Here is a 15361-nt window from a genome sequence, read left to right on the forward strand (position 1 = left end):
CCGTGGCAAGCCTTTCGGGTAAACGGGGGTCAGGCACGCTGGCGATGCTGTTTTTCCAGCTTCTTCTTGATCCGGTCGCGCTTGAGGTTGGACAGGTAATCGACGAACAGCTTGCCGTTGAGGTGATCGCACTCATGCTGGATGCACACCGCGAGCAGGCCTTCGGCGATCAGCTCGTAGGGCTGGCCATCGCGGTCCAGCGCCTTGATCTTGACCTTCTGCGGGCGATCGACGTTCTCATAGAAGCCGGGCACCGACAGGCAGCCTTCCTGGTACTGGTCCATCTCGTCGGTCAGCGATTCGAACTCGGGGTTGATGAACACCCGCGGCTCGGACTTGTCCTCGGACAGGTCCATGACCACCACGCGCTTGTGCACGTTGACCTGGGTTGCGGCCAGGCCGATACCCGGAGCGTCATACATGGTCTCGAACATGTCATCGACCAGCTGACGGATGGAGTCGTCCACGACGTCCACCGGTTTAGCGATGGTACGCAGGCGTGGATCAGGAAATTCGAGGATATTCAGGATCGCCATATGCGTTTGTGATGCACTTGTGGAATAAAGTCAAAATCCGCTGCTAAGATGATGAACAGCATTGAAAAACGGCTTCACGCCGCGTATTCAGCGGGTTTGGCACGCGGCGCTAGGGCGCTTCACGTGAAGACACATAATAAAGGGATTCACCGTATGAGGAAATCACTACTCGCCTTGCTCCTGGCAGCTGGCGGAATGGCCCTGACCTGCATGGCTCAGGCCGCAGTGCAACTCAAGGACGGTCATCCGGACCGTTACACCGTCGTCAAGGGCGATACCCTCTGGGACATTTCCGGCAAGTTCCTCAGTCAGCCGTGGAAATGGCCGGAGATCTGGCACGCCAACCCGCAGGTGGCCAACCCGCACCTGATCTATCCCGGCGACACCCTGAATCTCGTCTACGTGGATGGCCAGCCGCGCCTGATGCTCAATCGCGGCGAGTCGCGCGGCACCATCAAGCTGTCGCCGCAGGTGCGCAGCACGCCGATGGCCCAGGCGATCCCGACCATTCCGCTGGAGGCGATCAACAGCTTCCTGCTGAGCAACCGCATCGTCGATACGCCCGAAGAGTTCAACGGCAAGCCCTACATCGTCGCCGGCAACGCCGAGCGCGTGGTCAGCGGCGCCGGTGACCGTGTCTATGCCCGTGGCCAGTTCGACGAGCAGAACCCGATCTACGGCGTGTTCCGCCAGGGCAAGACCTACACCGATCCGGATACCAAGGAATTCCTCGGTATCAACGCCGACGATATCGGCACCGGTGAGATCGTCGCCGAGGAAGGCGATATCGGCACCTTCGTGCTGAGCCGTTCGACCGAGGAAGTGCGCCTGGGCGACCGTCTGTTCCCCACCGAGGAGCGGGCGATCAACTCCTCCTTCATGCCCAGCGAGCCGACCAGCGAGATCAAGGGTGTGATTCTCGACGTGCCGCGTGGTGTCAGCCAGATCGGCCAGTTCGACGTGGTCACCCTGAACAAGGGTACCCGTGACGGCCTGGAGATCGGCAACGTGCTGGCGGTGTACAAGACCGGCGAGACCGTGCGCGATCGCGTGACCGGCGAGAACGTCAAGGTCCCGGACGAGCGCTCCGGCCTGCTGATGGTGTTCCGCACCTACGACAAGCTCAGTTACGGCCTGATCCTGCAGGCGAGCCGCCAACTGGCGGTGATGGACAAGGTTCGCAACCCGTAACACCCTACGAGCCCCGCTGATGCGGGGCTCGTGCTTTCTACCGGTGTCGCCAGGATGGCGACTGCACCGCTCAGGGAAGAATCGCCATGTCTGCGTCCTCCTCGCTGTCCCCCAGCATTTCTCCCGCCGAACTCGAAGCACGCCTGCGCCTGCATCTGTTGCCGGAGCTGGGGCCACGTCGCTTTCTCAAATTGCTCAGTGCCTTCGCGAGTGCCTCGGCCGCGCTCAGTGCGCCGGCCAGTGCCTGGCGTTCGCTGGGCTTGCCGGCCGCGTGTGCCGAGCCGCGGCGCAGCGCCGAGATCCGTCAGCGGGCCACGGAGGCGCTGCGCTGGCTGGATGAGCCAGGCCAGCACCTGCTGATGTGGGACGATCCACGCTATCCGGCGCTGTTGGCGGAGCTGGCGGATGCACCGCCACTGCTGTTCGTGGCGGGCGACCCGCTGGTGCTGGAGGCGCCGCAGCTGGCGATGGTCGGCAGCCGCCGCGCATCGGCGCCGGGGCTGGACAACGCCCGAGCCTTCGCCCGCAGCCTGGCGGCGGGCGGTTTCGTGATAACCAGCGGCCTGGCCCTGGGGATCGACGGGGCGGCCCATCAGGGCGCGCTGGACGCGGGTGGCCGGACCATCGCGGTGCTCGGCACCGGCCTGCAGCGCCTCTATCCGCGTCGCCATGAACGCCTGGCGAGGCAGATCGCCGAACAGGGCGGTGCGCTGGTTTCCGAGTTGCCGCTGGATTGCCCGCCCCAGGCGAGCAACTTCCCGCGGCGCAACCGCATCATCAGTGGCCTGTCGCTCGGGGTGCTGGTGGTCGAGGCCAGCCCGTCGAGCGGTTCGCTGATCACCGCCCGGCTGGCGGCCGAGCAGGGGCGTGAGGTCTATGCCATCCCCGGTTCGATTCATCACCCGGGCGCGCGTGGCTGTCACCAGCTGATTCGCGACGGCGCCACGCTGGTGGAGAGCACCGAGCATGTTCTGGAGGCCTTGCGGGGCTGGCACGCGTTACCCGTTGCACCCGCGTCGGCGCCGCCGGCTCGCGTCGAGCATCCACTGCTGGCCCTGCTGCATGCCGCGCCGCACAGCACCGAGGCGCTGGTCCAGGCCAGTGGCTTGCCCCTGGCAGAGGTTCTCGCCGCCCTGACCGAGCTGGAGCTCGAGGGGCGGGTGTGCGGCGAGGCCGGGCGCTGGTTGGCGCGCCGGGCGTGAGCGACGTCTGCTGTTCGCCGCCGTGTGATCCGCGCATCCCTTCCACTCAGGCTGTCCGTAGGGTGGATGGCGCTTCATCCATCCACCAGGCCGCATCGGGCGCAGCCGCCACGGCGCTTGCAGAAGGCGCCGGCGGCCCGCTTTGTCGTGGAGCAGGCGCCGATGTGATCCCCGCATGGTCGCCGGGCTACAGTCGCCGCCCCGTCTTGGATAGACTGCCGGCCATTCGTTCAGCGGGAGACAGTCGATGGCCAGCAACTGGCAGATACAGCAAACGGCGCGTGTGGTGCGTGAGGGTGGCGTTATCGCCTATCCGACCGAGGCGGTCTGGGGGTTGGGCTGCGACCCGTGGAACGAAGAGGCGGTGGACCGACTGCTGGCGCTCAAGGAGCGCCCGATGCACAAGGGTCTGATTCTGGTGGCCGATGCCATCGAACAGTTCGACTTCCTGCTCGGGGACCTGCCCGAGGTCTGGCAGGAGCGCCTGGCTGGCAGTTGGCCGGGACCGAACACCTGGCTGGTGCCGCACCAGAATCGTCTGCCCGAATGGGTCACCGGCATGCATGACACCGTTGCCCTGCGCGTCACCGATCACCCGCTGGTGCGCGCGCTGTGCCGCTATACCGGGCCGCTGATCTCCACGTCGGCCAATCCGGCTGGCCGCCCGTCGGCGCGTTCGCGCCTGCGCGTCGAGCAGTATTTCCCCGGTGAGCTGGACAAGGTGCTGGGTGGCGCACTGGGTGGTCGACGCAACCCCAGCCTGATCCGTGACCTGCGCACGGGCGATGTGATCCGCCCGTCCTGAAGCGCTGAAAGCTCGCGGCTAAAGCCGCTCCCACACGTGGCCCGGAGTGCATCCGGGTCACTGGCTCAGGGCAGCAGGATGGTCGAGCCGGTGGTCTGCCGCGAGCTCAGTGCGTCCTGCGCGGCGGCGGCGTCCTTCAGTGCGTAGCGGCTGCTGATCTCCACCTGCAGCTGGCCGCTGGCGATCATGCCGAACAGCTCGTCGGCCATGGCCTGCAGGCGCTCGGCGCTGGTGGCATAGCCGGCCAGGGTCGGGCGGGTGACGAACAGCGAGCCCTTCTGCGCCAGGATCCCCAGGTTGACCCCGGTGACCGCACCCGAGGCGTTGCCGAAGCTGACCAGCAGGCCGCGCGGCGCCACGCAGTCCAGCGAGGTTTCCCAGGTGTCCTTGCCGACGCCGTCATAGACCACCGGGCACTTGGCCCCGTCGGTCAGCTCCAGCACGCGCTGCGCCACGTTCTCATGGCTGTAGTCGATGGTCGCCCAGGCGCCCTGCTCCCGGGCGCGTGCGGCCTTCTGCGCCGAGCTGACGGTGCCGATCAGCCTGACGCCCAGCGCCCTCGCCCACTGGCAGGCGAAGGAACCGACACCACCGGCGGCGGCATGGAAGAGGATGGTCTCGCCGCCCTTCAGTTCGCAGGTCTGGCGCAGCAGGTACTGCACGGTCAGGCCCTTGAGCATCACTGCGGCGGCCTGCTCGAAGCTGATGCCGTCCGGCAGCTTCACCAGCTTCTCGGCGGGCAGCACGTGCAGCTCGCTGTAGGCGCCGAGCGGGCCGGTGGCGTAGGCGACGCGGTCGCCCACGGCGAAGCCGCTGACCTCGCTGCCCACCGCCTCGACCACGCCGGCACCCTCGGTACCCAGGCTCGAAGGCAGGGCCGGTGGCTGGTACAGGCCGCTGCGGAAATAGGTGTCGATGAAGTTCAGGCCGATGGCCTGGTTGGCCACTCGCACTTCGCGCGGGCCCGGGGCGGCCGGCTGGTAGTCACGGTACTCGAGTACGTCGCTGCCGCCGTGCTGGCTGAACTGAATGCGCTTGGCCATCTCCGATTCCTTGTCTGACATGAGCCGCCCGCTGGCGGCGAAAGGGCCTATCCAATCCTCCCGATTGACTGACGTCAACTGCGGAGCGGGGTTGTCGAGTGCTATGCTGCCCTCCGATTTCGACCTGCTCCCTGTTCAAGGTGCCGCCGTGACTGACCGTACCGAGGCCGTTAAGGCCTATCTGCTCGACCTGCAAGACCGTATCTGCTCCGCCCTGCAAACCGAAGACGGCCAGGCCGTGTTCATCGAGGATGCCTGGCAGCGTCCGGCCGGCGGCGGTGGCCGCACGCGGGTGATCGAGAACGGCGCGCTGATCGAGAAAGGCGGGGTCAACTTCTCCCACGTGTTCGGCGACAGCCTGCCGCCTTCGGCCAGCGCCCACCGTCCGGAACTGGCCGGACGCGGCTTCCAGGCCCTCGGCGTGTCGCTGGTGATCCACCCGGAAAACCCCCATGTGCCCACCTCGCACGCCAACGTGCGCTTCTTCAGCGCCGAGAAGGAAGGCGAGGAACCGGTGTGGTGGTTCGGTGGCGGCTTCGACCTGACGCCCTACTACGCCAACGAGGAAGACTGCGTGTTCTGGCACCAGGTCGCGCATGACGCCTGTGCGCCGTTCGGTGCCGAGGTGTACGCGAAGTACAAGGCCTGGTGCGACCGCTACTTCCACCTCAAGCACCGTGGCGAGCCGCGCGGTATCGGCGGGCTGTTCTTCGATGACCTCAACGAGTGGGATTTCGACACCTGCTTCGCCTTCATCCGCGCCATCGGCGATGCCTACATCCAGGCTTACCTGCCCATCGTGCAGCGCCGCAAGCTGACCCCCTTCGGTGAGCGCGAGCGCGAGTTCCAGGCGTTCCGGCGTGGCCGCTACGTCGAGTTCAACCTAGTGTTCGACCGTGGCACCCTGTTCGGCCTGCAGTCCGGCGGGCGTACCGAGTCGATCCTCATGTCGCTGCCGCCGCACGTGCGCTGGGGTTACGACTGGAAGCCGGAGCCGGGCAGTGAAGAAGCACGCCTGACCGAGTACTTCCTCACCGACCGCGACTGGTTGTCGACCAATCCATGATGTAGCCCGGATGCAGTCCGGGGCCGTTCCATGAGCGCTCCCGGATTGCATCCGGGCTACGAGTCATCCCCGCACCCGTAGGAGCCCGCTTGCGGGCGATCTGGCTGCAGAGCGAATCGCCAGCAAGCTGGTTCCTACACAGATAGGATTTTCCATGGACCGCTACTGCGTCTTCGGCAACCCCATCGGCCATAGCAAGTCGCCGCTGATCCATCGTCTGTTCGCCGAACAGACCGGGCAGGCGTTGACGTACGAGGCGCGTCTGGCGCCCCTCGATGACTTCGTCGGCGATGCCCGTGCCTTCTTCGCGGAAGGCCTTGGCGGCAACGTCACCGTGCCCTTCAAGGAAGAGGCCTTTCGCCTTGCCGACGAGCTGACCGAGCGTGCCCGCCGGGCCGGCGCGGTGAATACCCTGAAGAAGCTGGAGGACGGTCGCCTGCTCGGCGACAACACCGACGGCGCCGGGCTGACCCGCGACCTGCAGGACAACGCCGGCTTCAGCCTGGCCGGCAAGCGCATCCTCGTGCTGGGTGCCGGTGGCGCCGTGCGCGGCGTGCTCGAACCCTTCCTGGCGCAGCACCCGGCGAGCCTGGTGGTGGCCAACCGCACGCTGTGCAAGGCGGAGAAACTGGTGCTGGAGTTCACCGAGCTGGGCCCGCTGAAGGCCGTCGGCTTCGACTGGATCGACGCGCCGGTCGACCTGATCGTCAACGGTACCTCGGCCAGCCTCGGCGGCGAGTTGCCGCCGATTGCACCGGGCCTGATCCAGCCCGGCCACACGGTGTGCTACGACATGATGTACGGCCGCGAGCCGACCGCGTTCAACCGCTGGGCCGCCGAGCAGGGTGCGGCGCAGTGCCTGGACGGCCTCGGCATGCTGGTCGAGCAGGCTGCCGAGGCCTTCGCGCTGTGGCGCGGCGTGCGCCCCGACACGGCGCCGGTGCTGGCCGAACTGCGTCGTCAACTGATGGCCTGAGGAGCGGCAGATGGACGAGATGGTGCGTATCAGTGGTTACCATGCCCACGTCTATTTCGATGCCGCTACGCTGGAGCAGGCGCGCGCCCTCTGCGAGGACGCGGCGAAGCGCTTTCCAGTGAAGATGGGGCGGGTGCACGAGCGCCTGGTCGGGCCGCATCCGTGCTGGAGTTGCCAGCTGGCCTTCCGCGCCGACCTGTTCGCCGACCTGGTGCCCTGGCTGATGCTCAACCGCGGTGGCCTGGACGTCCTGCTGCACCCGATCACCGGCAACGAACTGCGCGACCATCGTGACTGTGCGATGTGGATCGGGCGCTCGCACGTGCTGGATCTGAGCGTGCTCGATGACGCCGAGGACTGAGGGTCAGCCGCGTAGGGTTCGACGCCGCTCACTCAGTCTTCGAACTGCACCGGGCAGTGCTCCGCGCCTTCCAGCTTGAGAATCTCCTCGATCACCTGGGGCCGCGCCTGACGCAGCACCAGGCTGCGCTGCAGGGCCTGCAGGCGGCGCGCTTCCTGATGCAGCATCTCCACCCCGGCGTAGTCGATGAAGTTGATGTGCCGCGCGTCGATCACCAGGCGCTGGCCACGGCTGCGCTGCAGCAACTGCTGGATGTACTGGCAGGCGCCGAAGAAGATCGAGCCATCGATGCGCAGCACCTCGTCGTCGCCGTCATGCCACAGGCGTACGCGCGGCTGCGAGGTGCGCTTGAGGTAGAAGAACAGCGATGCCAGCACGCCGGCGTAGATCGCCGTCTGCAGCTCCAGCACCAGGGTGGCGGCGAAGGTCAGCAGCATCACCGCGAATTCGGAGCGGCTGACCCGGCGCAGTGCCCGAATCGCCGGCAGGTCCAACAGCCCCCAGCAGATCAGCAGGATGCCTGCGGCCATCACCGGCAGCGGGATGTGGGTCAGCAGCGCCGCACCGAACACGGCGAACAGGGCCACCAGCAAGGCCGAGAAGATCCCCGCCAGAGGAGTACGCGCACCCGCCTGCAGGTTCAGCGCCGAGCGGGTGAAGGAGCCGGCCGACAGCGAACCGGAGAACCACGGGCCGACGATGTTCGACAGACCCTGGGCGCGCACTTCCTGGTTGGCGTCGAGGAACTGATGCGATTTCACCGCCAGGGCGCGGGCGATGGACAGGCTGGTGACCAGCCCGAGCATGCCGCAGGCCACCGCTGCCGGCAGCAGGCGCAGGACGTCGTCGAGGTCGAAGCTGAGCATCGTCAGTGGCGGCAGGCTGCCGGCGAAGGGCGCGACCAGGGCGATCTCCCCGGCCAGGTGCGTCGGTAGCAGCCAGGCCACCAGGCTGCCGCCGACCAGGCCGATCAGCAGTGCCGGTGCCTTGGGCCAGAAATGCCGGATGGCGACGCTCAGCAGCAGGGTGAAGGCGGCCAGCGCCAGGCTGGGCCAGTGCGTCTCGGGCAGGTGCTGGCCGATCTGCAGCAGGCTGCTCAGCGCGGTGGCCTGGCTGGGCATTTCCACGCCCAGCAGGTTGGGGACCTGGCCGAGGGCGATGACCAGCGCCGCGCCGAGGGTGAAGCCGAGCACCACCGATTGCGAGACGAAGTTGACCAGCGCGCCGAAGCGCAGCAGGCCGAGCAGCCACTGGAACAGGCCGGCGAGAAAGGTCAGCAGCAACACCAGGGCGATGAATTCTTCGCTGCCCATGCGCGCCATGGGGCTGACGCTGGTGAACAGCACGATGGAGATGGCCGCCGTCGGCCCGCAGATCAGGTGCCAGGACGAGCCCCACAGGCAGGCGATGATCACCGGCACGATGGCGGCGTACAGGCCGTATTCGGCCGGCAGCCCGGCGATCAGGGCATAGGCCAGTGATTGTGGCAGGGCCAGGATGGCGCCGGTCAGGCCTACCAGCAGGTCGTTGCCCAGGGTCTTGCGGCTGGTGCCAGGCAGCCAGCGCAGAAATGGCAACAGGGTCTGTCGATCGGGTAGGCGCATGGTCGGGGTCGAGGGTGGGCCGCAGGCGACTCCACCCTACTCACTTGTGCCGGCTAATTCAAAGCCGGGCTTTCACCGCTGCCAGGCCGTCGCCACCGTCACGGGTGGTCACGCCCTGCAGCCAGCCGTCGAGCACCTGCGGATTGGCCTTGAGCCAGGCCTTGATCGCGGCATCGTTGCTGGCCTCCTTGCTCAGCACCTGGTCCATGATGCTGTTCTCCATGTCCTGGGTGAAGGCGAGGTTGCTCATCAGCTTGCCGACATTGGGGCACTGCGCGGCATAGCCCTTGCGCGCCAGGGTGTTGACCTGGCCGCTGTCACCGAAGTACTTCTCGCCGCCGCGCAGGTACTGCATGTCGTACTGCACGTTCATCGGGTGCGGGGTCCAGCCGAGGAACACCACGAACTGCTCGCGCTTCACCGCGCGGCCGACCTGCACCAGCATCGCCTGCTCGCTGGACTCCACCAGCTTCCAGTCGCCCAGGCCGAACTCGTCAGTGGCGATCATCTGCTTGATCGACTCGTTGGCGGGGGAGCCGGAGGCGATGCCGTAGAGCTTCCTGCCGAACTGGTCGGCGTGCTTGTCGAGGTCGGCGAAGGTCTTCACTCCGGCCTCATAGGCATAGCTCGGAACCGCCAGGGTGTACTCGGTGCCCTCGAGGTTTTGCGCCAGCTTGTCCACCTCGCCGCTGGCGACGAACTTGTCGTAGTTGCTCTGCTGCGCCGGCATCCAGTTGCCGAGGAACACGTCGACCTGGCCCTTCTGCAGCCCGGCGAAGATGATCGGCACGGCCAGGGTCTGGCTTTTTGCCGTGTAGCCCAGGCCTTCGAGCAGGAAGCTGGCGATGCCGTTGGTCACGGCGATGTCGCTCCAGCCCGGATCACCCAGCTTGACCGTGGAGCAGGCTGCGTCCTCGGCCCAGACATTGCCGGCGCTGCAGAGCGCGGTGGCGAGTAACAGCACGCTGAATCGGTTCATGGCGTCTCTCCTTTTTTCTTCTGTTTTGGGGGCGGCAGTCGGTAAAGGTTCATACCTGAGGGAAGCGCGCGCGGCGTTCCAGGTCGTCGAGGTCGATGTGGTTGCGCATGTACTGCTGGCTGGCGTCGACCCAGGGCTGGTGGTCCCAGCTGGTCAGCCGGCCCTGGCTCAGGGCGGCGGCGACCAGGCGCCGGCGGCGCTGGCTGGCCAGGGTCGCGGCATGGATCGCCGCCAGGTCCCAGCGCTCACGGGCTTCGGCGAGAAAGCCGGCGACGGTGCTGCGATGCGCGCTGCTCTCGGCGAGGTTGTGCTGCTCCTGCGGATCCGCATGCAGGTCGAACAGCAGCAGCGGGTCGCGCTCGGCGTAGACGAATTTCCACGGCCCGCGGCGGATCATCATCAGCGGGCTGTCGGTGCCCTCGGCCATGTATTCGCCGAGCACCTCGTCATGCCCGCCCTCGCCCTTGAGGTGCGGCAGCAGCGAGCGCCCCTCCAGTTCCAGGTCGGCATCGAGCTGGCCGCCGGCGAGTTCCACCAGGGTCGGCAGCAGGTCGAGGGTCGACACCGACTGGCTGACCCGCTGCGCGGCGAAGCGCTGCGGCGCGTGCACCAGCAGTGGCACGCGGGCGGACATCTCGAACCAGTGCATCTTGTACCAGAGGCCACGCTCGCCAAGCATGTCGCCATGGTCGCCGGAGAAGACGATCAGGGTGTCCTCGGCCAGGCCACACTCTTCCAGGGTCTTCAGCAGCTTGCCGATGTTGTCGTCGATATAGCTGCAGGAGCCGAAGTAGGCGCGCCGCGCATCGCGGATCTTGTCCTCGGGCAACGGCTTGTCCCACAGGTCGATGACCTTCAGCAGGCGCTGCGAGTGCGGGTCCTGCTCGCTCTGCGCGATGCGCTGGCGCGGCATGGGGATGTCCACGCCCTCGTAGCGATCCCAGTACTCGCGCGGGATGGTGTAGGGGTCGTGCGGGTGGGTCATCGACACGGTCAGGCAGAACGGCTGCTCGGGTGTCAGACGCACGTGGTCGTAGAGGTACTGGCGCGCCTTGAACACCACTTCCTCGTCGAAGTCGAGCTGGTTGCTGCGCACGCAGGGGCCGGCCTGCAGCACCGACGACATGTTGTGGTACCAGGTGGCGCGTGTGTCCGGCTCGTCCCAGTTCACCGCCCAGCCGTAGTCCGCCGGGTAGATGTCGCTGGTCAGGCGCTCCTCGTAGCCGTGCAGCTGGTCCGGGCCGCAGAAGTGCATCTTGCCCGACAGCGCCGTGCGGTAGCCGAGGCGACGCAGGTAATGGGCGTAGGTCGGCACGTCGGCGGGCAGGTCGGCGGCGTTGTCGTAGGCGCCGATCTTCGACGGCAGGCGGCCGCTGACCAGGGTGAAGCGTGAGGGCGCGCAGAGCGGGCTGTTGCAGTAGGCCGAGTCGAACACCACGGCCTGTTCGGCCAGCTTCATCAGGTTGGGCATCTGCACCGGCGAGGCGGCATCGTGCAGGGGCAGGATCGGCGCGGCCATCTGGTCGGCCATGATGAAGAGGATGTTCGGGCGTTTCATGGCGGCGGGTATTCCATACTGTTGGTTTATGCGACAGTGCTGGGGCCATGATTCCGGTAGAACCCCGACAGGGTAAACCCGGCTGAGAAACATGCCTCGGATAAGCAGAACTTATGTTTAAAGCCATCGATGGCCTGTCCCTCGACGCATTGCGGGTGTTCGAGTCGGCCGCGCGCCAGCTGAGCTTCACGGCGGCCGCGAACGAACTGGGCAGCAGCCAGCCGGCCATCAGCCAGCAGATCAAGCGCCTGGAGCAGCAACTGGCCACGCGCCTGTTCGACCGTGTCTACCGCGGCATCGTGCTGACCGAGGCGGGCGAGCTGCTGCTGGCTCACGTGCAGGAGGGCCTGGCCAGTCTCGACGCCGGACTGGCGGCGGTCACCGCACGGCAGCAGCACGAGGTGCTGCAGGTGGCCACCGACTTCGCCTTCGCCGCCTATTGGCTGATGCCGCGCCTGCAGCGTTTCAACCGCCTGTACCCGGAGGTGGACGTCAGCCTGATCACCAGCGAGCGCGATCCGGCCACGGTACCCAGCGACATCGATGTGGCGATCCGCTTTGGCGATGGCCGCTTCAAGCACGGCGAGGCGCACCTGCTGTTTCGCGAGGAGGTGTTTCCGGTGTGCAGCCCGCGCCTGCTGGGCGAGCGCCAGCCGCCGTTGCCAGTTGCGGCGCTGGCCGAGCTGCCCCTGCTGCACCTGCGCCCCGAGCACCGCTCGCGCTGGTTCGACTGGGACGGGCTGTTCCGCGCACTGGGCATCAGCAGCCTGCCCACGCCCGGCGCGCTGCGCTTCGACAACTACACCCTGCTGATCCAGGCGGCCATTGCCGGCCAGGGGGTGGCCATCGGCTGGCGCCACCTGGTCGACGAACTGCTGGCCCAGGGCCTACTCTGTCGTCTGGGTGATGCCGAAGCGCAGTCGGCGTTCGGTTATTACCTGGTATTGCCCGAGCGCAAGCGGCGCCAGCGCCTCACCGCGCGCTTCGTCGACTGGTTGCAGGCCGAGCTGGATGCGCCAGGCGCAAGTGTTTGATCGGGCCATACTGCAAGAGCGCGGGCACAATCCCTATACTGGTTGTTGCCGCCATCTCGTCGGCCTCCTCATACAACCGGTGAAGTGAACCGTGAAATTCCGTCATTCGATTTTAGGCTTGCTGCTGTGCGGCAGCCTTGCAGTTTCGAACCTTCAGGCTGCGCCTGTTCAGCCCCAGCAGGAGCTGGCTGCCGGTAGCGCGCTGTTAGTGGATCTGAAGACCGGAAAGGAACTCTATTCCAGCAACCCCGACCTGCGTCTGCCGATCGCCTCGGTGACCAAGCTGATGACCGCCATGGTCACCCTCGACGCCAAGCTGCCGCTGGACGAGGTGCTGCCGGTCAACATCCGCGACACCAAGGAAATGCAGGGCGTGTTCTCGCGCGTGCGCGTAGGCAGCGAGCTCAGCCGTCGCGACATGCTGCACCTGGCGCTGATGTCCTCGGAGAATCGCGCGGCGGCCAGCCTCGCCCATCACTATCCGGGTGGCCAGGTCGCCTTCATCAGGGCGATGAACGCCAAGGCGAAGGCCCTGGGCATGAACCGCAGCCACTTCGTCGAGCCCACCGGCCTCTCCGAGGAGAACGTGTCCACCGCCCGCGACCTGGCATTGATGGTCAAGGCCGCGGCCCAGTATCCGCTGATCCATCAGTTCACCACGGACTCGGAAGCCACCGTGGCCTTTCGCAAGCCCAACTACACCCTGGGCTTTCGCAACACCAATGCCTTGGTGCGCAAGGCCGACTGGAACATCAACCTGAGCAAGACCGGCTTCACCAATGCCGCCGGTCGGTGCCTGGTGATGGCCACCACCATGGCCAATCGTTCGGTGGCGTTCGTCGTGCTCGGCGCGTTCGGCAAGTACACCCACATGGCCGACGCCAACCGCCTCAAGCGCTGGATGGAGACCGGCAAGGTCACGCCGGTGCCGGCAGCGGCGCTCAGCTACAAGCAGCAGAAGCTCGCCGAGTGGAGCCTGCAGGCGGCGCAGTAAGCGTTTGGCGGGGCAAGGGGGCGACTCGCTGAGTCGCCCTTTTTCATCGTGCCTCGGGTGCGTTGCCGGGGTTGTTCCTGCCGCCTTGGCCCGGGTCACCCAGGTGTTCGCTGAGAAAGTCCAGAAAGCAGGTGATGCGTGAGGCCAGCGCGGTGTTGCGGTAGTACACCGCATTGATCGGCTGGCGCACCTCCACGCGCTGTTCGGCCAGCACCTCCACCAGCGCGCCACGGGCGCGGGCCGCGTCTGTCATGAAGTCCGACAGGCACACCAGCCCTTCGCCGGCCAGGGCCAGTTCGAGCATGGTGTCGCCGCTGGAGGCGCGCAGGCTCGGGGTGATCCGCCAGCGCTCGCCGAGGGCATGGCGCAGTGGCCATTCATTCAGGCTGTCGGGTTCGGTGAAGCCGATCAGGCAGTGCCCCTGCAGGTCTTCGCTGCGCGCCGGGTGGCCATGCCTGCGCAGGTACTCCGGGCTGGCCAGCACGCGTCGGCGGCTGTGATACAGCGGTCGGGCATGCAGGCTGGAGTCCGGCAGGTGACCGATGCGGATGGCCAGGTCGGTACGCCGCTCGAGCAGGTCGATGATGCGGTCGTCGCTGTTCAGCTCCAGCTCGATCTGCGGGTAACGTGTGCGAAACTCGCCGATCAGCGGAACGATCACGTGCAGCATGAAGGGCGAGGCGGTGTTGATGCGCAGGCGCCCGGCGGGTGCCTGGCGACGCAGGGCCATCTGCTCCTCGGCCTCCTCCACGCTGGCGAGGATGCGCCGGGCCTGGGCGAGGAACAGCTCGCCCTCCTCGGTCAGCTCCAGGCGTCTCGTGGTACGGCGCAGCAGGGTCACCGCGAGCTTTTCTTCCAGGCGGCTGAGGGCGCGGCTGACGCCGGAGGCGGTCTGCTCCAGCTGTTCGGCGGCGGCGCTGATCGAGCCGCTGTCGACCACGCTGACGAAGGCGAGCATTTCTTCCAGGCTGGTCTTCATTGTTGAACTTCAGTCAAAGGTGTTTGCCAGGTTGTCGGCTTTTTCCGCATGAGTCTGGCCCGGATACTGCGTCTCCAGCAAGCCTGCTCGCCCTGTCTGGCCGGGCGCCATGTGCATCCTGGCTGCGGCCGTGCAACTTTTCCCGCAGTGAGCGGGCCGAACCTTTCATTCCCTGAGCCACTCCGCGCTCGGTAAGCGCTGCGCAACCCATGAGGAGACCCGTCATGACATTTCTTCCCCCTGTCGGCCTTGGCACATTCCGCCTCAAGGACCAGGTCGCCATCGACGCTGTGCGCAGCGGCCTCGAACTGGGCTACCGGCATGTCGACACCGCGCAAGCCTACGGCAACGAAGCGGCGGTCGGTCAGGCCATCGCCGAGAGTGGCGTGGCCCGCGACGAGCTGTTCGTCACCACCAAGGTCTGGACCGAGAACCTCGGCCGTGGCCGGGTGCTCGCCAGCCTGCAGGAGAGCCTGCAACGCCTGGCTCTGCAGCGCGTCGACCTGACGTTGATCCACTGGCCATCGCCGAACGACGAGATTCCCGTGGCGCAGTACCTGGAGGAACTGCTGGAGGCCAAGCGTCAGGGGCTGACATCGGCCATCGGTGTCTCCAACTTCACCATCGCCCATCTGCGCGAGGCCATCGCTGCGGTGGGTGTCGAGGAGATCGCGACCAACCAGGTGGAAATCCATCCGCTGCTGCAGAACCGCAAACTGGTCGATTTCGCCCGCCAGCAGGGCATCCACCTGACGGCCTACATGCCGCTGGCCTACGGCAAGGTGCTGGTCGAGCCGGAGATCCAGCGCATCGCTGCCGCGCATGGCGCCAGCCCGGCGCAGGTGGCCCTGGCCTGGTCGCTGCAGCAGGGCTATGCGGTGATTCCGTCGTCGACCAAACGCGAGAACCTGGCCGCCAACCTGGCCGCCGCCGACCTGCGCCTGAGCGACGCCGACATGGCCGCCATCGCCACCCTGGAGCGCGCTGAGCGGGTGGCCAACCCGGGCTTCGCGCCGCGCTGGGATTGAGCCTG

At 66.7% G+C, this 15361-nt stretch carries 15 protein-coding genes; 9 read left to right on the plus strand and 6 right to left on the minus strand.

Annotated features, from left to right (window positions below; genetic code table 11):
- Positions 1-29: 29 nt before the first annotated feature.
- Complete coding sequence (gene def / locus FIV02_RS00200; RefSeq protein WP_013713230.1) at positions 30-536, minus strand: peptide deformylase; 507 nt, start codon at positions 534-536, stop codon at positions 30-32.
- Positions 537-689: 153 nt separating this feature from the next.
- On the opposite strand from def, the gene FIV02_RS00205 reads away from it, so the two are divergent.
- From FIV02_RS00205 to FIV02_RS00215, 3 genes are all read left to right on the plus strand, one after another.
- A complete protein-coding gene (locus tag FIV02_RS00205; protein WP_037052257.1) occupies positions 690-1727 on the plus strand; it encodes a LysM peptidoglycan-binding domain-containing protein in 1038 nt (345 codons plus the stop codon).
- A gap of 86 nt (positions 1728-1813) precedes the next feature.
- Positions 1814-2929 (plus strand): DNA-processing protein DprA, encoded by a 1116-nt coding sequence (dprA, locus tag FIV02_RS00210; protein WP_152487475.1) that lies wholly within the window; start codon positions 1814-1816, stop codon positions 2927-2929.
- A gap of 247 nt (positions 2930-3176) precedes the next feature.
- On the plus strand, positions 3177-3734 hold the full coding sequence (locus tag FIV02_RS00215; RefSeq protein WP_047585274.1) for an L-threonylcarbamoyladenylate synthase: 558 nt from the start codon (positions 3177-3179) through the stop codon (positions 3732-3734).
- A gap of 65 nt (positions 3735-3799) precedes the next feature.
- On the opposite strand, the gene FIV02_RS00220 is transcribed toward FIV02_RS00215, so the two are convergent.
- Entirely contained in the window at positions 3800-4777 is a 978-nt protein-coding gene (locus tag FIV02_RS00220) for an NADPH:quinone reductase (RefSeq protein ID WP_152487476.1), read from the minus strand.
- A gap of 148 nt (positions 4778-4925) precedes the next feature.
- Between FIV02_RS00220 and hemF the strand changes: the two genes are divergently transcribed.
- The 3 genes from hemF (at position 4926) to FIV02_RS00235 (ending at position 7180) form a co-directional block, all read left to right on the plus strand.
- Positions 4926-5843, plus strand: a complete 918-nt coding sequence (hemF, locus tag FIV02_RS00225) for an oxygen-dependent coproporphyrinogen oxidase (protein WP_037052384.1) — start codon at positions 4926-4928, stop codon at positions 5841-5843.
- Positions 5844-5997: 154 nt separating this feature from the next.
- Entirely contained in the window at positions 5998-6819 is an 822-nt protein-coding gene (gene aroE / locus FIV02_RS00230) for a shikimate dehydrogenase (protein ID WP_152487477.1), read from the plus strand.
- A gap of 10 nt (positions 6820-6829) precedes the next feature.
- Positions 6830-7180: a DOPA 4,5-dioxygenase family protein gene (locus FIV02_RS00235; protein ID WP_037052242.1), complete on the plus strand. Its 351-nt coding sequence runs from the start codon at positions 6830-6832 to the stop codon at positions 7178-7180.
- A gap of 32 nt (positions 7181-7212) precedes the next feature.
- On the opposite strand, the gene FIV02_RS00240 is transcribed toward FIV02_RS00235, so the two are convergent.
- Genes FIV02_RS00240 through betC form a run of 3 tightly spaced genes read right to left on the minus strand, consistent with a single transcriptional unit; the run spans position 7213 to position 11321 of the window.
- On the minus strand, positions 7213-8784 hold the full coding sequence (locus FIV02_RS00240; protein ID WP_152487478.1) for a SulP family inorganic anion transporter: 1572 nt from the start codon (positions 8782-8784) through the stop codon (positions 7213-7215).
- A gap of 58 nt (positions 8785-8842) precedes the next feature.
- Positions 8843-9763: a choline ABC transporter substrate-binding protein gene (choX, locus tag FIV02_RS00245; RefSeq protein ID WP_150607375.1), complete on the minus strand. Its 921-nt coding sequence runs from the start codon at positions 9761-9763 to the stop codon at positions 8843-8845.
- Positions 9764-9812: 49 nt separating this feature from the next.
- Positions 9813-11321: a choline-sulfatase gene (betC, locus tag FIV02_RS00250; RefSeq protein ID WP_152487479.1), complete on the minus strand. Its 1509-nt coding sequence runs from the start codon at positions 11319-11321 to the stop codon at positions 9813-9815.
- Positions 11322-11434: 113 nt separating this feature from the next.
- Between betC and FIV02_RS00255 the strand changes: the two genes are divergently transcribed.
- Positions 11435-12355 (plus strand): LysR family transcriptional regulator, encoded by a 921-nt coding sequence (locus FIV02_RS00255; RefSeq protein ID WP_037052233.1) that lies wholly within the window; start codon positions 11435-11437, stop codon positions 12353-12355.
- Positions 12356-12446: 91 nt separating this feature from the next.
- Positions 12447-13349, plus strand: a complete 903-nt coding sequence (pbpG, locus tag FIV02_RS00260) for a D-alanyl-D-alanine endopeptidase (protein WP_047585263.1) — start codon at positions 12447-12449, stop codon at positions 13347-13349.
- 43 nt (positions 13350-13392) lie between these two features.
- Here the strand turns inward: pbpG and FIV02_RS00265 are convergent, their stop codons facing one another.
- The gene (locus FIV02_RS00265) at positions 13393-14328 is read right to left on the minus strand and encodes a LysR substrate-binding domain-containing protein (RefSeq protein ID WP_152487480.1); all 936 of its coding nucleotides are present in this window, start codon (positions 14326-14328) and stop codon (positions 13393-13395) included.
- A 224-nt stretch (positions 14329-14552) separates the two neighbouring features.
- Between FIV02_RS00265 and dkgB the strand changes: the two genes are divergently transcribed.
- Positions 14553-15356 carry a 2,5-didehydrogluconate reductase DkgB gene (gene dkgB / locus FIV02_RS00270; protein ID WP_134676652.1) on the plus strand — a complete coding sequence of 268 codons (804 nt, stop codon included), beginning with the start codon at positions 14553-14555 and terminating at the stop codon, positions 15354-15356.
- Positions 15357-15361: the final 5 nt, after the last annotated feature.

The organism is Pseudomonas sp. THAF187a, assembly GCF_009363395.1.
GTDB classification, from domain to species: Bacteria; Pseudomonadota; Gammaproteobacteria; order Pseudomonadales; family Pseudomonadaceae; genus Aquipseudomonas; species Aquipseudomonas khazarica.

Excerpts from the sequence above, each read along its gene's own strand:
- dprA (WP_152487475.1), top strand. The coding sequence starts at position 1,814 with ATGTCTGCGTCCTCCTCGCTGTCCCCCAGCATTTCTCCCGCCGAACTC.
- FIV02_RS00255 (WP_037052233.1), top strand. The coding sequence starts at position 11,435 with ATGTTTAAAGCCATCGATGGCCTGTCCCTCGACGCATTGCGGGTGTTC.
- aroE (WP_152487477.1), top strand. The coding sequence starts at position 5,998 with ATGGACCGCTACTGCGTCTTCGGCAACCCCATCGGCCATAGCAAGTCG.
- betC (WP_152487479.1), bottom strand. The coding sequence starts at position 11,321 with ATGAAACGCCCGAACATCCTCTTCATCATGGCCGACCAGATGGCCGCG.
- dkgB (WP_134676652.1), top strand. The coding sequence starts at position 14,553 with ATGACATTTCTTCCCCCTGTCGGCCTTGGCACATTCCGCCTCAAGGAC.
- FIV02_RS00235 (WP_037052242.1), top strand. The coding sequence starts at position 6,830 with ATGGACGAGATGGTGCGTATCAGTGGTTACCATGCCCACGTCTATTTC.
- def (WP_013713230.1), bottom strand. The coding sequence starts at position 536 with ATGGCGATCCTGAATATCCTCGAATTTCCTGATCCACGCCTGCGTACC.
- FIV02_RS00265 (WP_152487480.1), bottom strand. The coding sequence starts at position 14,328 with ATGAAGACCAGCCTGGAAGAAATGCTCGCCTTCGTCAGCGTGGTCGAC.
- FIV02_RS00205 (WP_037052257.1), top strand. The coding sequence starts at position 690 with ATGAGGAAATCACTACTCGCCTTGCTCCTGGCAGCTGGCGGAATGGCC.
- choX (WP_150607375.1), bottom strand. The coding sequence starts at position 9,763 with ATGAACCGATTCAGCGTGCTGTTACTCGCCACCGCGCTCTGCAGCGCC.
- FIV02_RS00220 (WP_152487476.1), bottom strand. The coding sequence starts at position 4,777 with ATGGCCAAGCGCATTCAGTTCAGCCAGCACGGCGGCAGCGACGTACTC.
- FIV02_RS00240 (WP_152487478.1), bottom strand. The coding sequence starts at position 8,784 with ATGCGCCTACCCGATCGACAGACCCTGTTGCCATTTCTGCGCTGGCTG.
- FIV02_RS00215 (WP_047585274.1), top strand. The coding sequence starts at position 3,177 with ATGGCCAGCAACTGGCAGATACAGCAAACGGCGCGTGTGGTGCGTGAG.